Raw genomic sequence first — 14,610 nt, 5'->3', positions numbered from 1 at the left:
GAGTCTATATAACATGAAATTAGCAGCTAATTATTTTGCAATGACACATCCAGAAGGCGTAACAGATATTTATAAATACGTTTTCCAGAAAATGCTTAAAAAGAATAAGGTTGATACATTTTATTCTTCAAAGATCATTTACTTTACAAATGGTAAGCATATATGTGTTAGAACACTTGCAAGTGATGAGTTGATCCCTATGGCCATTGAAAGCCATGATTTAACATTAGGACAAACTATTAGTGGTCATGTAATGGTACCGCTTAATAGAGAATGTAGCTTTAATGCTCAAGAAATTGAAGAATATATTGCTGAACATGGCGCAGCTCCCAAAGGTAACTCAGGGAAAAAACGTAAAAATCTTACTGTTGATGAAGCAATAGGTTTTATACAAAATGCTCTTCTTAATAAGGGATTAAGTGATCTTAAAATCACAAAACATATTATTGGTCCAAAACTCAATATTATGAAATTTACTGTAGATACAATTGATATTGCATTTACCGCAAAAGTTACTGAACTTGAAGCATTTCAAACGGCCTGGTTGCAAGGTGTAGGCCGTGATAAGGCTTATGGCTTTGGGATGATTCGATTAGATAATTCAAAATATACAGCACCATCATCATGATGGTGTTTTTCATATGGTTGTTATATTAAATGCGTAATAAAGATTTAGACCCTAAAATTGGATTGCCGTTAAAAGTTATTACAGCTCGACTAGAACACGTCAAAATGAATCTTCCTGGCTTGATGAAGCGTGTTGAATCATATGCAATTGAAAGACAAAAGTCTGATGATTTACATGAGTGTCTAATTAGTGGTGATGAGTGGACCTATGCTGCCTTGGATTGCAAAGATCCAATTTGGCGAAAACGCTTAAAGAGAACCACAAATATAATGGGTATCCAGTCGGAATCAACTGAAATACCTTTATCGTTTATCAATCAATTGCCTTGCAATATCGGTGAAATTATTACTCTTGGATCTTGGTCATTAACAAAGAACATTTATCGTTTTGAAGATCAAGTAATTCAAATGCTTGTTAAGACAAAATACAATCGTAGCCTACCCGGTTTTTTACTCAATCTTCCTGATATTGCAATATATATTCAAACAGATAATGCAGATCTACATATCAATGATGAACAGGTTGTAGGTGTAATCTTTGCAAAAAATACACTTCATGATAAGCAAGTATTGTTTACAACGGTATATACAGATTCAGGGCTAGGTAAAACAATTGCCATGAATTTCCCAGATGAAGATGATTTTGAATCTACCGTTGAAGATTGTATGACTGATTTTATTGATACATTTTTTGATGAAAAAAGACCAGATGATGTAGAAGTGGCAACTTATACTGAGCTGCAGAAAAAACTCATTAACTTAATTTTATGGTTTAGTCAAAAAGAACCTGATTTTCGACCACTATCTAATGAAAATAGTACTTATAAGCCTAAGTTAGAACTTGTAAAACGTGAACTACGTTTATTTGAGGCAAGTAAGTATAAACCTACACTTGTAGGTATAGAAACCAATAAAAAGATACAAGAAACGCTAAAGGCGCGTGAAGATGATATAAAAAGTGGTAAATATGTAGGGACTAAAATTCCACACCCACGTAAACCACATTGGAACTTTTACTGGTTAGGTAAAAGAGGTACCCGTGAAAAATGGGTCAACCATTGGATTCCATTTAAAATTGTAGGTGGTGTTCCAAAAGAAAAGTCTGTTTGAATATTAATAGAGGCTATTCGGAATAAGTGATGAAATTTAAGTTTTAAGAGAAATATTATGAAAAACCAAGATACAGTGCATAATCAAGCAAATGACGATGAAAATATTTTTCAAACCGTCTCTATTGAACAAAATGTACTAGAAACAACCCTAAAGTTATCTCCAGACCTAAGATCTCAATATTTATCTGCTGTTTGGCAAAACAATCGTATTAGAACTAAATACAATCATCTTTTTGAAATCCCATTAACCATAGACGCTAGTATTTCATTAGATACTCTTCGTAAGAAGGTATTTCATTCTATGCCAGAAGAAAAATTTATAGATGAATTGAAAAAGTCAATCTATTGGGGGAAATTCAAACCTTTTAAAGTTAAAACTAAATAATGCCATCAATTCAGATGAGGAAAGCAATTAAGCTTCCCACCAGTTATTCCGTAGAGCCATAGATCACTTGGGTAATGGGGATTTAATATCCTCATTATCTTTTTTAAAAAATGCTCTTCCATTTGGGTAAGGCATTTCAATTAAGAAATCAATTCTATCAAAATATAAATCTAGATCTTCTTTTAAAAGTAACTTCTTATGAACTAAATTTTTGTGTAACTCCTCCATTACAGACCTATTTCGTTCCATGAAATTTAGAATACTTTCTGTTTGATAATTCTTTAAATTACTAATCATCTTCTTGTTATGTTCAAATTCTGAATCTGATTTAGGATTTATAAAATACAAGCCCTCAAATTGATTTTTTAGATAGTGAACAGCTAAGTCTTGCCATTTTTCATAATCGGACGATGCGCCATTAGAGTTAATATTAGTCAGAAATTTTTCACCTAATTGACCAGATAGCAAAACATGCATTCTCCACAAATCATAGTTTTTGTAACTAGAGATATTATCATTAACAATATTGGATACAAATCCATGAATATTTGTTTTATTTAAATGATAAATTTCAGCTCTAAATGATGGTGGAAACTCGCCATACAAAAAACTTAAAAGTAAATGTCCAGTTTCATGTGCTCCCACCAAATTAATATCTGATTCTGTCATAATTCTATTTATTTTAGTTGAATCGCGAAATTCATTAAAATGCGGTATATCTACAGCAGTAGACTTAAGAGTTGAGTTAATAATGTATGGATATATGGTAAGTGCACTTAATAATAAAAATGTTATTTCAATAAAAAAAAGAAATTGTGTCTCAGGTTGTTCGGTGAAGAAAGTTAATGCCATCTGCCCAAACTCTGCTAACAACAAATTAGTTGCAAAAAACAAGAAAAAAACATTAAAAACTATATTAATTATTTTATTAAATAAAAATGATATGTTTGCAACACTTACTAGCATAAAAGAGATAATTATTACCAACAGACAGCTAATTTTCAATAAGTTTTGAAATTCATTTAAAACAGGATCATTGATGACTGGAGTTGTAAAATATAAAAATAATATTATTAAGACTTTTAAAATAGATGACATAGGCACTAATTTAAATATCCTATCAATAAATATCATAATATTAATCTCATGTAATATTTAATTAGAAAAAAGTTTTTTATCCCATTAATGAACTTAAAATATAAATATTAAATCATTTGGAGAAACCTTATGTCGTTAAACATAGAAAAACTTTGGAATCAGTTTGGTGAGGTAATTATAGACCAAAATGAATGTATAGAAAGCAATTTTCACATTTGGGCAATAGGTACTGATCGACACGATATATGGCAATGGTTTGATCAAAATAGTGAATATGGTCTTGTAAGTTTAATGTTTGGGAAAGGAAATTAAGATGGGACTTTTTACATGCCCTCAGTGCAATGAGGAAATTAATACTGACGATAAATGCTCTACGCATCAAGTCAATGATTTAACCCAAGATACGTTTTGTTCTGTTGAATGTAGTGTTGAATACACTCTTATAAATGCCGTAAGCATAGTTGAGCAGCACTTTGGAAAATTAGCATTTACACCATCCGAGATGGAGGATGTATTAAATGAATTCTCTGTTGAAGGAATACAAGATGATGATCTGATGAGCCTTCAATCAAAATTAAAAATCATACAATAATGAAAAGAGTAAATTTATAAAAAAGGCCTGGATATCCAGGCCTTTTTTATTACGCGATTAAAAAGTCTTCCAGATTTTTCCCGGCTTCTAATTCACGTTTGACCCATCCAGGTTGTTTACCACGGCCTGTCCAAGTTTCTTCAAGATTATCTTTATTCTGATATTTAATTGCTGCTTTTGCTTTTACTTTATTTAACTTACGGTTGATGCCGTGTTCTTCTAACTCTTGAATTGTAAGACCAACCTTCTTAGCAATCGCTGCTATCTCTAGATAGGCATCATCAAACTGTTTGTTGTCAAGAGCTACAATCTTATTCTCTGCATCTTTAATTAATTTCACTAACTCTTTTTTTCCAAGATTATTTAATTCCATATCTCTATTACTCAAGGTTATTTACAAGAAGTTAAATATACACCAGATTGTGAGGTTTACAACGTATACGATTTAACTTTAATTGATTAAAAGTTTTCGAAATTATTGCTAGGAATTTGATTTCATGAATAAATCCATAGATGGAATATGAATACTAAAATAGGTATAGATACACAACCTAATGGATCGAAAATGTATAAATATATTTTAGTGATGATGTCGGTAAATGACACCCCTACACTTCCAGTTGCAATTCAGTTAAGTGATTTCAATACTGGCTATTACGACACAACTGATGTTTCAGAAATTCCTGCATTACTAGCATTTATAAACTATACCCTCTTTAAGTATTCACCTTTTGATGATGATGACGATTTAAATGATGTAGATTATTTCTTTATTAATTATAACTTTGATTGTCATTCTGATACCTGGATAATAGATGGAAATGAGTATCGATATCACAATATAAAGGAAATTACATATGACGAATTTCAAAAGCTAAATTCATTAAATTTATTAGGAATAGTGAACCCATTCAATTACGAGGGTAAATATTTAACAAAAAATGGATCATATAAGTTTAATGATTATATGTCTTCATTAACAAATAGCTTCAAGAACCAGTTTGTTAAGGATTTCAAAAAAGTAGCTTTTGATTTAAATTCCAAAGATCATTTAGATAATATCCATGCAATAAACATTGCAGACTTATTATCATCGTACAATTTTGGAAGTTGCTTAGAAAATATATGTACTGTCAATAAGAACGATGGTAGTCGCTTATATAAAAGTTACACACTTGATGGTAGCTTCTCTGGTGATGATATACAGCTTGTCTTCTCTAACTATGTAACTGTTAATGGAGTTCAAGAATACACTTCTATAGAGCCAATTAATTTTGAAATCTTGATCAATGATGAAGAAATAGACAATACCGAACTTGATGAAATAGTTAATCACTATGGGTACATGATTAATATTATTAAAACTGATTTGTATAAAAATACTTTTAAATAAATATTGAAAGTGAAACATGCACTATGTTTCACTTGGACAGTTTAAAACCGCATTCGGTGTTTTTTAATTGATTAAAATTAAGGATTTTTTGTAAGCTAGATATTGACCAAAAAGCTCCTGGGTACATTCTATAGTTGTAAAAGGTGGTTGATCCTTAAATGTATAAAAAGCAACCTCAATTGATTTGATGTATTTTTCAAAAGTTTCTAGGTTACTCGATAAGTGTTCATGATTTGGATATAACATTTTGAAGAATTTATTATTTTTAATTTGCTCATCTATATGAAATATAGTTTCAAGTATTGCAAGTTCATATGTTGCTGAAGAGACAAGGTTTTGAACACCATTTATCTTAACCCAAAAGCTAAATAACATTCTTTGGGTGAATGACAAAACTAGCTCTTTATTGTCAATTTGAATTTGATCTCGAACAAATTTAATAGAACCATTAAACCAACTGGTATGCTTCTCTTCTAACTCACATAACAATAACTCAAGATCATTGGTTCCTATCTTTAAGTTGTAGTATTTTTTTGTTCCATCAATTGATGGTATTACCCAAGGCATTTCATCTATTTCAGTGTGCTGATTTATTAGATTTTTTTCTTCAAGTTTATCAAGCAAAATATCTATTAATAAATTTCCCCCAAAATTGAAATCATTTGTAGCCGAGGAAATAAATGCATCGTGATCTATATTTATATTTTGACGTCCTTTAGGGCGTAAATCTGCAGTAAAATTCATTTGTATTTCCCTTATAATCAATAATTAAGGGTCATTTGACACCTTGTAATGAATTATAGTTCATAGTTTAAGCATTTACTCATCAATTGGCTGTTTAATTTTTCGAAAAAAAAATCTCCGGGTTCCGGCATCTTATAATATCCATATACAAGCACATTGCTTAGCATTTGGAGATATCAAAATGAAATTGACCGCTGATTTTTGCCCACTAGATTTTATGAACTTACCAGCAGCCACTTTAAATTTTCAGACGTACCTGGTCAAAGCTACGCGTCAAGATGTTCGAGATGATGAACATTCTGATTATTTCTTCCTTAAAGCGCCAGCGGAATATCGCCTCCCTTTCTTTTTAGCTTTTATGCTTAAAAACCATGTTAGTAAGTCAGTTCTTACTCTTGAAAATTTAACAGCTGAAAACTACAAAAATATTCCTGAGCTTGACGAAGTTATGTCATCGTTTTGCGTGATTGATGGTGTTGGCCAAGACACAGTTTTTGATTTTCGAGTAAAAGAAATTTCTGAAGTTGATGCGTTTAAAATTATTGAATACATCGAAGTTAATCCTCTAAATACGGATTTCGTTCCAGAGCTATTTTTAGAGGCTATGTGAATGACTTTAATAATGAATAGTGAAATTAAAACCGTTGTACCAGTTCAATTCTTCAATGAAAAAGAATTATCTGTTCTTAGTAAAATTTCAGCGATCGACAAGTTCATGCTGGATGATTCTAGAGATTGGTTCTATTTTTCTGAAATAGCGATCGATAATGCATATAAAGCAATGAGGAAAGGTATAGAGCTCCTTGTACTCGACCAGGATATTAAAGATGCTCTAAAGCAGTTAATGGCTCAAAATAATAATGAGTTTACGGATCTATCTATACTTATTGTTATCTTCCCTTTGCTTGCACGATCTGAAGAGAGCTTGCCACTAGTACAATCTTGTTTAAGTCATTTAATCACAAATAAATTGGCTTCTAACCCGGACATATCGTTTTGTGTACTTAAGCCAAATACGCTAGATAGCGAATTAGATACTTACAAGCTGCTACCCCACATGAAAGCACTTACTGAGCTAATTTATGAAATAAATGAAGATCTTCAAAAATCATTACTTATCGTGTCTTAATCCTTTTTAATCATATTGTGAGCAAAAAGCTCAAAATTTGGAGTTAATATGAAACATACTATTTCTATTGAGTCAGTTGGTGTACTTGGTCTTTCCAGTCCAATTAATACGGTTATCATTCGTTTGGCTGTAAAAGGGACTCCTTTTAAGATTAATCAAATTAACGCCCAGCTGTGCAGTTCCCTTGATGTATCTTACAAGACATATGACCAACAGTATGGTACTTGTCTCAATCATGCACAAGTGCGTCAGCTGTACCAAGTTTCTAATAAACATGAAATAGAAAATATGGTTGATGAATACCTACAAACTATTCGACTTGTAGATAACAATGGTTATGCAGTAAGAAAAAATATTAGTAAATCTAATATTTCCATTCCCGGTTTTGATAATTTAGACTCATTAAAACGAAAAATTGTTGCGGATCTGAACTCAGAATATACAAAATTTATAGATCAGAACTATCTCAACTAACCCACAGATACGAAAAGAACCCTACCTTAGGGTTTTTTTTGTATCATTAACTATAATAAATTATCAAAATTACAGATTTAGTATCTACATATGCCATATATTATTTTTTTAATTTTCTTGGCTTTTGCAACAGCCATTGCCGTAACCAGCGATCAGCTTAATTTTGATTTGTACCTCCCAATTTTAGCATTAGCCATTCTTTTAGGTCAGATATCCATTTTTTGTTTTACATCTGGTGCAACTTTATTAAAAGGTGGGAATAAGAGAACAGGAAGCAAGAACATTCATTATGGTATTTCATTAAGCCTAGTTGTATTAACCTCTATTTATTATTTATATAGTTCAGTCTTAGATCCAAAATTAAACAACATAACTGCTATCTATATTTTTGGCTCATGGTTTGCCATTACGTCATTCGATGCATGTTTTAAGTTTGTGAAAGTAGGATTGTTAAATTCTAAATCTGATAGTCATAATGTTGTAAAAGCTACTCGCGTAGTCAGCGCGGTTACTTTGATATTGTGCTTAGTCAGCTGTTTCTTATTTTTTCAATTTTTCTTAAACATCGATCTAAAGATAGACCTTTAGCACCAATCATCACTCCCTTTATCTCAGTAGATATACAAGCCCAACTGAACAGGTAGAGTAACCAGTAATAAACAATATTTGTCCTATCATTGGTTTTATTGTAGAAGTAACCTCACCGTTATACACAAGATATATAACGTATGCCATGACGCTGATCGTACACATGGTCATTGAAAAGATGATCATAGCGAAAAAAACCAAATTGCCTACAAGTGCAACTGGCAAACTTAAAGTTAATGTAATTGATAAAACAGTTGTCATTATGTTCATAGCCGTTATCCAAACTAGCCAATGAATTCATGTTAACCGTATCTATAGTTATTATCTGAAACATTCCTAAGAATATTTGTGCTTTTGAATTGCCAGCATGTAATAGGTATATACCAGACAGCAAAGAGCCAGCATAAGCTGGCTCTTTAAAACGAAAGGTGAATAAATCAACTTATGGAATCTGATGAAAAACCATGGAATCTTTATCACTGTATAAAGTGTAATTAAAATTTACCAAATTGTCCACGTTATCCGTATATACCTAAAACATATAAGAATTTCATCTAGTATTCTTTTTTGAAAAAAGTTAATTGCAGTAGCACGTCTTTATAATTAAAAGACACGAGCCAATGTGCTCAAAATTTGGAGTTAAAAATGAATATTGATATCTTAGGAAAAACACACATTGTTGGTCTTAATGAACATTCACTACAAGGCTTTCAATCACTCATGCTAAATAACATTAACTGGGATAGCCAAGTTAAAGCTGATCATGGTCAAAGCAAAAAAAATACTGTTCTGCTTGAATTACCAATCGTAATTCGCCGCGATATTCAGATTGAAAAGCTTAAAGCTGGCTTAGATACACAAATTGATTTTGAGCTTGTATACCAGCAAGATATTGGAAAACTTACATCATCTTTGGCACTAGATACGCTTTATCTGCTATCTATTGATGATCATGAAGTTGATCTCTGGTCTGTTGATTCTGAACTAGTATTCCTACCAGAATCTGATCGAAATCAGTTGAAGCATTTAATGCGAAATTGCGATGAACTTTTTCATATTTGGGTACGTGAAATTAAGAACTATTTGAATCGTCTAACAGACAAACCACTTAACACTGAGTTTCAAGACAAAGTACGTAATATTGTCGGTTATTCTAATCTTTTGCCGAAAACGTTTGGCTAATACCGTATGCGGATTTCAATATTGGAGTTTTAAGAGTAGTGCTAAAGAATATACTCAATTCAAATACAGCTATTGTTAAAAGTGAAGTAATGAGTGTCATGGATCAATACAGCGTTGATTTTTCTGTTAATGAAAAAAAATATAACCGCACATAGCGGTTATATTTTTAACAGTTTAAATCTTATTGGCAAACATCGTTATATGATTCAGAACTACCAAAATAAGACTGCCCTTTCTTATCTACAAGATCCACGTATAGATCTGGCTTGTATGCAGCTTTAGATTGTTTAAAAACACCACAGTAAAATGGATGAATTTTCTCAACAACAAAGCGATTTAGAGAGTCAGTTTCATCTGATGAGTATTTATTTGCTGTTTTATCTGTCATAAAAACAGTTAATTTGAAATTATTTGAGTATTCAACTTTTTTAAGAGTAGCACCCGGTTCTACGATAAGTGGAAGTTTTGCATTAAGTGTAGTAGCAACTTTTTCTTTAGTAGCCGGTGTAGGAGCTTTAGCAACCAATGTCTTTAAGCTTGATGTATTCAATGCAGATAATGAAGTACCAGCAAAGATAGTTGTAGACATTGAAACACAAACCAATGTCAAAGCAGCCAACTTAGCTTGCTTAAATATTTTCATACCGCTACATCCTTAGTTTATTTAATGAAAGTATATACTAGAATTTTATTAATAACGCAATATTGCAAGATTTCGTATATATGCAGAGTTACAATAGGCATATATAGAACATAAGTCTGGAGACCTTTTATGCAAAGTTTAGTTAATGAAGCAGACAAAGTACGTGCTGCTTATCGATCAGCACAAGCCAATGTAAATCAGGAGTTTGCGCCTGAAGTAGTTGCTGCATGTCAAAAAGCATCTGAGGAACGTATGGAGCGTATTGCGACTGGCCAAACAACAGCACAACAGGAAGAAGCAAAACTATTAGCGCTCTGGAAACAGTTGAAATAATAGTGAGTGATGTTGAGGGGGATGTCACAGATGCATCACCCCTCTGTTTAATGAATATAATTTAAAACATTAAAGTATTAAAAAGATGAACGACAAAATTGAATACTATTTAGATGCAAAAGAAATCCTTAATGAACCTACTACTTCTAGGGCTCAAAGAGAATTTAAACAGCAAATTGAAAAAGATATTACAGAAACAAGAATCTATCAACTTGAACGAGATCCTATACCGGGTAATTATGATTTCGAACACTTAGCAAAAATTCACGAAAAAATATTTGAACATATTTATGATTGGGCTGGAGAAGTTCGATTAGATGATATTTCTAAAAGGGCTATTGCTCCAGATGGTAACTATGAAATAGGTCACTTTTTATATAAAGACCAGATTTTTGATGAATTTGATAAGTTTACAAAAAGTATTCAAGAACAGGATTATCTTAAGAACTTAGATAAAGAAACTTTTGTTAAGGCATACTCTAAATTATACGCACAAATTAATGAAATTCACCCATTTGAGGAAGGCAATGGCCGGGCAACAAAGTTAATGATGAATCAGTTAGCTATGGATGCTGGATATAAAATGGATTTAACGACTGTATCAGTAGCGGATTGGAACTATGCTTGTAAGAGATCACTAACTGATCAGGAAATTTATATTGATTCTGGCGCTGATACAGAACGGATGCCCAAAGATATGACCTATCTTGAGGATGTCATGAACAAAGTCATTACTCCATTCGAACTAGATTATCGAAATGAAGCAAAAAATGAAATTAACAAAGATAATGAACCACCGATTGAATTACCTACACCAGGATTCTAATAACAAGGTATACGATGTTTTAATTGATTAAAAATGTTTGAAAAAATAGTTTTTTGCAATTAATTGGAAACTATCTGCAAGATTATATAATGAATATTCTTCTAATATAAACAAAGTAGAGGTTCTAATTATGTGGAATACATTAGTATTAATTCGAGATACGGCAATCTCAAAAGATGTTAAAGATAAAGCAACAATGTATTTAAACCAACTAAATACGGCGACTATTTCAGCTAGTTTAAAAACCGAAATACTCTCTTTTATCGAAGACTACTTAAACGACTAATACAATAAAAGAAAACTTTAACTTTTTTAGAGTATCAATTATGAATAACCCATTTACTATACCATGTAATTTCAAGATCCAGTACATGAATACTGGTCGTTTTAATGTGACATATGCTGATGGCTCTAAAGTAGAAGTCACGGTAGAACAATTTGAAAAAATCCAATGGGTACAACCTGAATTGTTCTCATTAGATCAAGTATCGTTAATCTCAGAACAGTTAATACCAAATGATGATGTTAACTGCATTAAATACGCTACATATCGCTTAATCGCTGATACTCCATTGATTGATGATGATGCAAGTAATCCTGAGCCAAATAGTCTTTATTGTCTAAAATCTAGTATTAGTACAATGCAAAACATTTTTCAAATTTCAAACAACGAATATATACCATGCTGGCTGCTTACTGGAAATAACGTTCATATATTAGATTATTGTGAACTGACTGAATCTTAAATACTTCTAGGTGAAACATATGTTTGTTTCACTTGTATTAGTTTAATACCGCATACGATTTATATTTAATTGATTAAAATAGGTTAAAATTTCTCACTTTAAAAAAGTTTATTCAACATTGACTCAGTTATAATAAATATTCGGAAATTATGTATTCCAAACTTGGAGTTAAAATGAAACAATTAGACCAGTTGTTTGCAGTAAATATTATTGCTAAATATGATTTTAAGAATGGTAGTAATTCTCAAATGAATTACATATTTGTAGGTTCTTCAATAGAAAAAATATTCGATACAGTTGTTTATAAGTTGGTATCAAGCCATGTTGCAACGTATGAAGACGGAGTTGTTTGGTTTAAAGCTATTGATGCGATCAAACCTACAGACACAAAGTTCTATTACCATCACAACTCAAATAATCTTGTGATTCATTTTGATTATACACTAAACCCCTTACTAATGAAGTCATTAGACTTACATATAGCTAATGTTGAAGAGTATGACATTCAAATGCTTAGTAACGAACATATACAGGAATTGTATGAAAAAAATAAAACAAATGTTGTTTTAACTGAAAATGTTCAGAAGTTTCAATATTCATCTGAGCATGAAGACACTTTAAATCATGAGTCTATAAGAGAATTAAAATCACTTTTTATTGCAAATAGAGTTGTCGGTGAAGATAACTTTATAAAATTATTCCCTATTAACGACCAGATTAAGCATACAAATTTCTAAAAGGACTTATGAAATGCTCATTGCATCTATAAATCAACCACTAAGTTCTCTTATTGACATGAATCGCTATACCGCGCTTTGTTCAAATATGCCTGATGAGAACTTACCAGCTGGATCACAATTTAAGATTCTAAAATATGTGTATGGCAATCAATCGGTAGTTGTCTTAAAGAAGTTTAAGGATTTAGAGTCTTTGGATGAACAGTTGCTTCAGAAGCACTTTTTAAGACTTTTAAACATAGATCATGAAGCATTAATCTACTTATCATTGTTAGGGCTTAGAGAAGCCATTATTGAAACAGATGCATTCTCCCAAGAAATTTTAACTAACGAATTAGAAGCTGCATTTAATTATTTAAAAGATAATGATGTTCGAGATTTTAATTATGTTGTACACATGGGATATACTGCCAAATACTTCAACTGGAATATTCTGCGGAATCATAATAAGGATGAAGTAGATAATCCTTTAACTTTCTGGTTGTTTAAAAATGCAATGTACTCGTTGTTTTTCAAACTAACAAATAATTGATTTGTCATTAATCAATATGAGTTGTTCTTTTCAGCTCATATTGAAAATTTACAACGTATACGTTGGATTTTTAATTGATTAAAATATTTTTAAAATTATTGTTGTAGCAAAAAAAATAAGTATCAATAAGAACAATTATAATAACTACTCAATATTAAATCAAATCGAGTTTATTATGAATAATCAACTTCAAGGAACATTATTTATTGGGTTTCCAAAATCAATGACCTTTAATCAAGCAGATGGCTTATTTGATGAATTATCCGACTATATTGATAACAATTCAGAAGTTACATTGGATATTTTAAAGGCTGATAAAGATTATACTCATCTTGTATTCCAACAGACTATGCCAACGTTGATTGAAAAAAGTAATCACTTTTATATGGAAATGGAAATCTATATTTCCAAAATATCTAATGTTGAACCTAGCGAAATTAGCGAAGAAAATAACCTAACAAACATATTAAATATTTTGTCTGTAGATTTTGGCGATGTTTGCGAAACATTACATAATAATGGGTTTATTTATAGTGATAATCAAGATTACTGGTTTAAGCCAAGTCAAGATAGTGAGTGATATTTAATAGCAAATTGCTAAAAGTTTGGAGTAAAAATAATGAATCAGATTGAAAAATTAGAGCATTTAAAAGCAATTATGGCTAAGGTTCCATGTGACAAACTGGATATGGATTCTTGGAGAGATTTAAACGGATTAAACTTGGTTTCTCATCAACAAATGTTAGACCGTGGTGCTAGTGCTTGTGTCATGGGTTGGGCAACAGCAGATGAAATCTTTCAGAAATTGAATTTCAACTTTGTTTACGAGCTACCAGTATATGTCCCTTATAAGCCTTTTGGTGTGGAACTGTTAGCCAAAGGTGTAAGAACTGGTTTTGAATTTTATCAAGCGACTGAAGCCGTTATGGAGTTCTTTGGATTAGATGAAGATCAAGCTGATTTTCTCATTTCATCAAATTCATATAGTGGAAATAACCCAAATGAGGCTATTGCAAATATCAACATTCTGCTTAAAGAAATTGATTGCATTCCTTATGAGCTTAATCATTTGTATAACACCTCCACTCTAAGTCTAGATTTAGATTTAAGGGAATTTAAACTGGAATCTGATGATATCCGTGAAATCACTGTCGCTATTGACTGTGAAAATAAGTATTTCCCAGATGGTGGTTATCTAGAGTTTATAGCAACTATAAATATTCCTAAAGATTTAGACCCAATTCAATATATAGAAGATAATTTCAATGTTACTTCCCCCCTATCATTTGTACCTAATCCAAATGATCTTTTGGAAGAATATTTAGAAAAAAATGAAATTATTGATTTTCATTTAGGATGGCAAGAAGATTTTGTATCGCCGTATGACGAAACATTCAATGCAAAGTTGACACATATTGTTATGGAATCTATTTCAAATGCTCGTATTTTATCAAGTGTTTAGGTGGTTG

General features: G+C 31.3%; 23 protein-coding genes. 19 read left to right on the top strand and 4 right to left on the bottom strand.

The window, feature by feature from the left end; all coding sequences use genetic code 11:
• The first annotated feature begins 13 nt into the window (after window positions 1–13).
• The 3 genes from FTT76_RS07050 to FTT76_RS07040 are packed head-to-tail and all read left to right on the top strand — an operon-like array spanning window position 14 to window position 2,124.
• Window positions 14–628 (top strand): type I-E CRISPR-associated protein Cas6/Cse3/CasE, encoded by a 615-nt coding sequence (locus tag FTT76_RS07050; protein WP_257235049.1) that lies wholly within the window; start codon window positions 14–16, stop codon window positions 626–628.
• 29 nt (window positions 629–657) lie between these two features.
• Window positions 658–1,737, top strand: coding sequence for a hypothetical protein (locus FTT76_RS07045; RefSeq protein ID WP_180190253.1), 1,080 nt, complete (start codon window positions 658–660; stop codon window positions 1,735–1,737).
• A gap of 57 nt (window positions 1,738–1,794) precedes the next feature.
• Complete coding sequence (locus FTT76_RS07040; protein ID WP_180190252.1) at window positions 1,795–2,124, top strand: hypothetical protein; 330 nt, start codon at window positions 1,795–1,797, stop codon at window positions 2,122–2,124.
• A 63-nt stretch (window positions 2,125–2,187) separates the two neighbouring features.
• On the opposite strand, the gene FTT76_RS07035 is transcribed toward FTT76_RS07040, so the two are convergent.
• The gene (locus FTT76_RS07035; protein WP_180190251.1) at window positions 2,188–3,258 is read right to left on the bottom strand and encodes a hypothetical protein; all 1,071 of its coding nucleotides are present in this window, start codon (window positions 3,256–3,258) and stop codon (window positions 2,188–2,190) included.
• A 93-nt stretch (window positions 3,259–3,351) separates the two neighbouring features.
• Here FTT76_RS07035 and FTT76_RS07030 point away from each other — a divergent pair, with 93 nt between their 5' ends.
• Both FTT76_RS07030 and FTT76_RS07025 read left to right on the top strand, forming a co-directional pair.
• Window positions 3,352–3,534 carry a hypothetical protein gene (locus FTT76_RS07030; RefSeq protein ID WP_180190250.1) on the top strand — a complete coding sequence of 61 codons (183 nt, stop codon included), beginning with the start codon at window positions 3,352–3,354 and terminating at the stop codon, window positions 3,532–3,534.
• Window position 3,535: 1 nt separating this feature from the next.
• Entirely contained in the window at window positions 3,536–3,814 is a 279-nt protein-coding gene (locus FTT76_RS07025; protein ID WP_180190249.1) for a hypothetical protein, read from the top strand.
• Window positions 3,815–3,863: 49 nt separating this feature from the next.
• Here the strand turns inward: FTT76_RS07025 and FTT76_RS07020 are convergent, their stop codons facing one another.
• The gene (locus FTT76_RS07020; RefSeq protein ID WP_180190248.1) at window positions 3,864–4,187 is read right to left on the bottom strand and encodes an H-NS family nucleoid-associated regulatory protein; all 324 of its coding nucleotides are present in this window, start codon (window positions 4,185–4,187) and stop codon (window positions 3,864–3,866) included.
• Between the two features lie 147 nt (window positions 4,188–4,334).
• On the opposite strand from FTT76_RS07020, the gene FTT76_RS07015 reads away from it, so the two are divergent.
• The gene (locus FTT76_RS07015; RefSeq protein ID WP_180190247.1) at window positions 4,335–5,207 is read left to right on the top strand and encodes a hypothetical protein; all 873 of its coding nucleotides are present in this window, start codon (window positions 4,335–4,337) and stop codon (window positions 5,205–5,207) included.
• A gap of 63 nt (window positions 5,208–5,270) precedes the next feature.
• Here the strand turns inward: FTT76_RS07015 and FTT76_RS07010 are convergent, their stop codons facing one another.
• The gene (locus FTT76_RS07010; RefSeq protein WP_180190246.1) at window positions 5,271–5,951 is read right to left on the bottom strand and encodes a hypothetical protein; all 681 of its coding nucleotides are present in this window, start codon (window positions 5,949–5,951) and stop codon (window positions 5,271–5,273) included.
• 181 nt (window positions 5,952–6,132) lie between these two features.
• Between FTT76_RS07010 and FTT76_RS07005 the strand changes: the two genes are divergently transcribed.
• The 5 genes from FTT76_RS07005 to FTT76_RS06985 all read left to right on the top strand — a co-directional run bounded on the left by FTT76_RS07005 (window position 6,133) and on the right by FTT76_RS06985 (window position 9,324).
• Entirely contained in the window at window positions 6,133–6,561 is a 429-nt protein-coding gene (locus tag FTT76_RS07005; protein ID WP_180190245.1) for a hypothetical protein, read from the top strand.
• 12 nt (window positions 6,562–6,573) lie between these two features.
• Window positions 6,574–7,080 carry a hypothetical protein gene (locus tag FTT76_RS07000; protein ID WP_180190244.1) on the top strand — a complete coding sequence of 169 codons (507 nt, stop codon included), beginning with the start codon at window positions 6,574–6,576 and terminating at the stop codon, window positions 7,078–7,080.
• Window positions 7,081–7,128: 48 nt separating this feature from the next.
• Window positions 7,129–7,554 (top strand): hypothetical protein, encoded by a 426-nt coding sequence (locus tag FTT76_RS06995; RefSeq protein ID WP_180190243.1) that lies wholly within the window; start codon window positions 7,129–7,131, stop codon window positions 7,552–7,554.
• Window positions 7,555–7,644: 90 nt separating this feature from the next.
• Window positions 7,645–8,142, top strand: a complete 498-nt coding sequence (locus tag FTT76_RS06990; RefSeq protein WP_180190242.1) for a hypothetical protein — start codon at window positions 7,645–7,647, stop codon at window positions 8,140–8,142.
• Between the two features lie 645 nt (window positions 8,143–8,787).
• The gene (locus tag FTT76_RS06985; protein WP_180190241.1) at window positions 8,788–9,324 is read left to right on the top strand and encodes a hypothetical protein; all 537 of its coding nucleotides are present in this window, start codon (window positions 8,788–8,790) and stop codon (window positions 9,322–9,324) included.
• A gap of 181 nt (window positions 9,325–9,505) precedes the next feature.
• Here the strand turns inward: FTT76_RS06985 and FTT76_RS06980 are convergent, their stop codons facing one another.
• Window positions 9,506–9,967: a hypothetical protein gene (locus FTT76_RS06980; RefSeq protein WP_180190240.1), complete on the bottom strand. Its 462-nt coding sequence runs from the start codon at window positions 9,965–9,967 to the stop codon at window positions 9,506–9,508.
• A gap of 129 nt (window positions 9,968–10,096) precedes the next feature.
• On the opposite strand from FTT76_RS06980, the gene FTT76_RS06975 reads away from it, so the two are divergent.
• From FTT76_RS06975 to FTT76_RS06940, 8 genes are all read left to right on the top strand, one after another.
• Window positions 10,097–10,300, top strand: coding sequence for a hypothetical protein (locus tag FTT76_RS06975; RefSeq protein WP_180190239.1), 204 nt, complete (start codon window positions 10,097–10,099; stop codon window positions 10,298–10,300).
• A gap of 85 nt (window positions 10,301–10,385) precedes the next feature.
• Window positions 10,386–11,126, top strand: coding sequence for a Fic family protein (locus tag FTT76_RS06970; protein WP_180190238.1), 741 nt, complete (start codon window positions 10,386–10,388; stop codon window positions 11,124–11,126).
• Window positions 11,127–11,256: 130 nt separating this feature from the next.
• Window positions 11,257–11,412, top strand: a complete 156-nt coding sequence (locus tag FTT76_RS06965; RefSeq protein ID WP_180190237.1) for a hypothetical protein — start codon at window positions 11,257–11,259, stop codon at window positions 11,410–11,412.
• Between the two features lie 85 nt (window positions 11,413–11,497).
• Window positions 11,498–11,872, top strand: a complete 375-nt coding sequence (locus FTT76_RS06960) for a hypothetical protein (RefSeq protein ID WP_257235048.1) — start codon at window positions 11,498–11,500, stop codon at window positions 11,870–11,872.
• Between the two features lie 173 nt (window positions 11,873–12,045).
• Entirely contained in the window at window positions 12,046–12,609 is a 564-nt protein-coding gene (locus tag FTT76_RS06955) for a hypothetical protein (protein WP_180190235.1), read from the top strand.
• Between the two features lie 13 nt (window positions 12,610–12,622).
• Window positions 12,623–13,141, top strand: coding sequence for a hypothetical protein (locus FTT76_RS06950; protein ID WP_180190234.1), 519 nt, complete (start codon window positions 12,623–12,625; stop codon window positions 13,139–13,141).
• Between the two features lie 175 nt (window positions 13,142–13,316).
• Window positions 13,317–13,721, top strand: a complete 405-nt coding sequence (locus tag FTT76_RS06945; RefSeq protein ID WP_180190233.1) for a hypothetical protein — start codon at window positions 13,317–13,319, stop codon at window positions 13,719–13,721.
• 39 nt (window positions 13,722–13,760) lie between these two features.
• On the top strand, window positions 13,761–14,603 hold the full coding sequence (locus FTT76_RS06940; protein ID WP_180190232.1) for a hypothetical protein: 843 nt from the start codon (window positions 13,761–13,763) through the stop codon (window positions 14,601–14,603).
• Window positions 14,604–14,610 lie beyond the last annotated feature (7 nt).

The sequence above is a fragment of the Acinetobacter sp. YH01009 genome (genome assembly GCF_013420765.1).
Taxonomy (GTDB): domain Bacteria; phylum Pseudomonadota; class Gammaproteobacteria; order Pseudomonadales; family Moraxellaceae; genus Acinetobacter; species Acinetobacter amyesii.
Note: the sequence above shows the minus strand (reverse complement) of the source record. Positions and strands in the feature narration are given on the sequence as shown.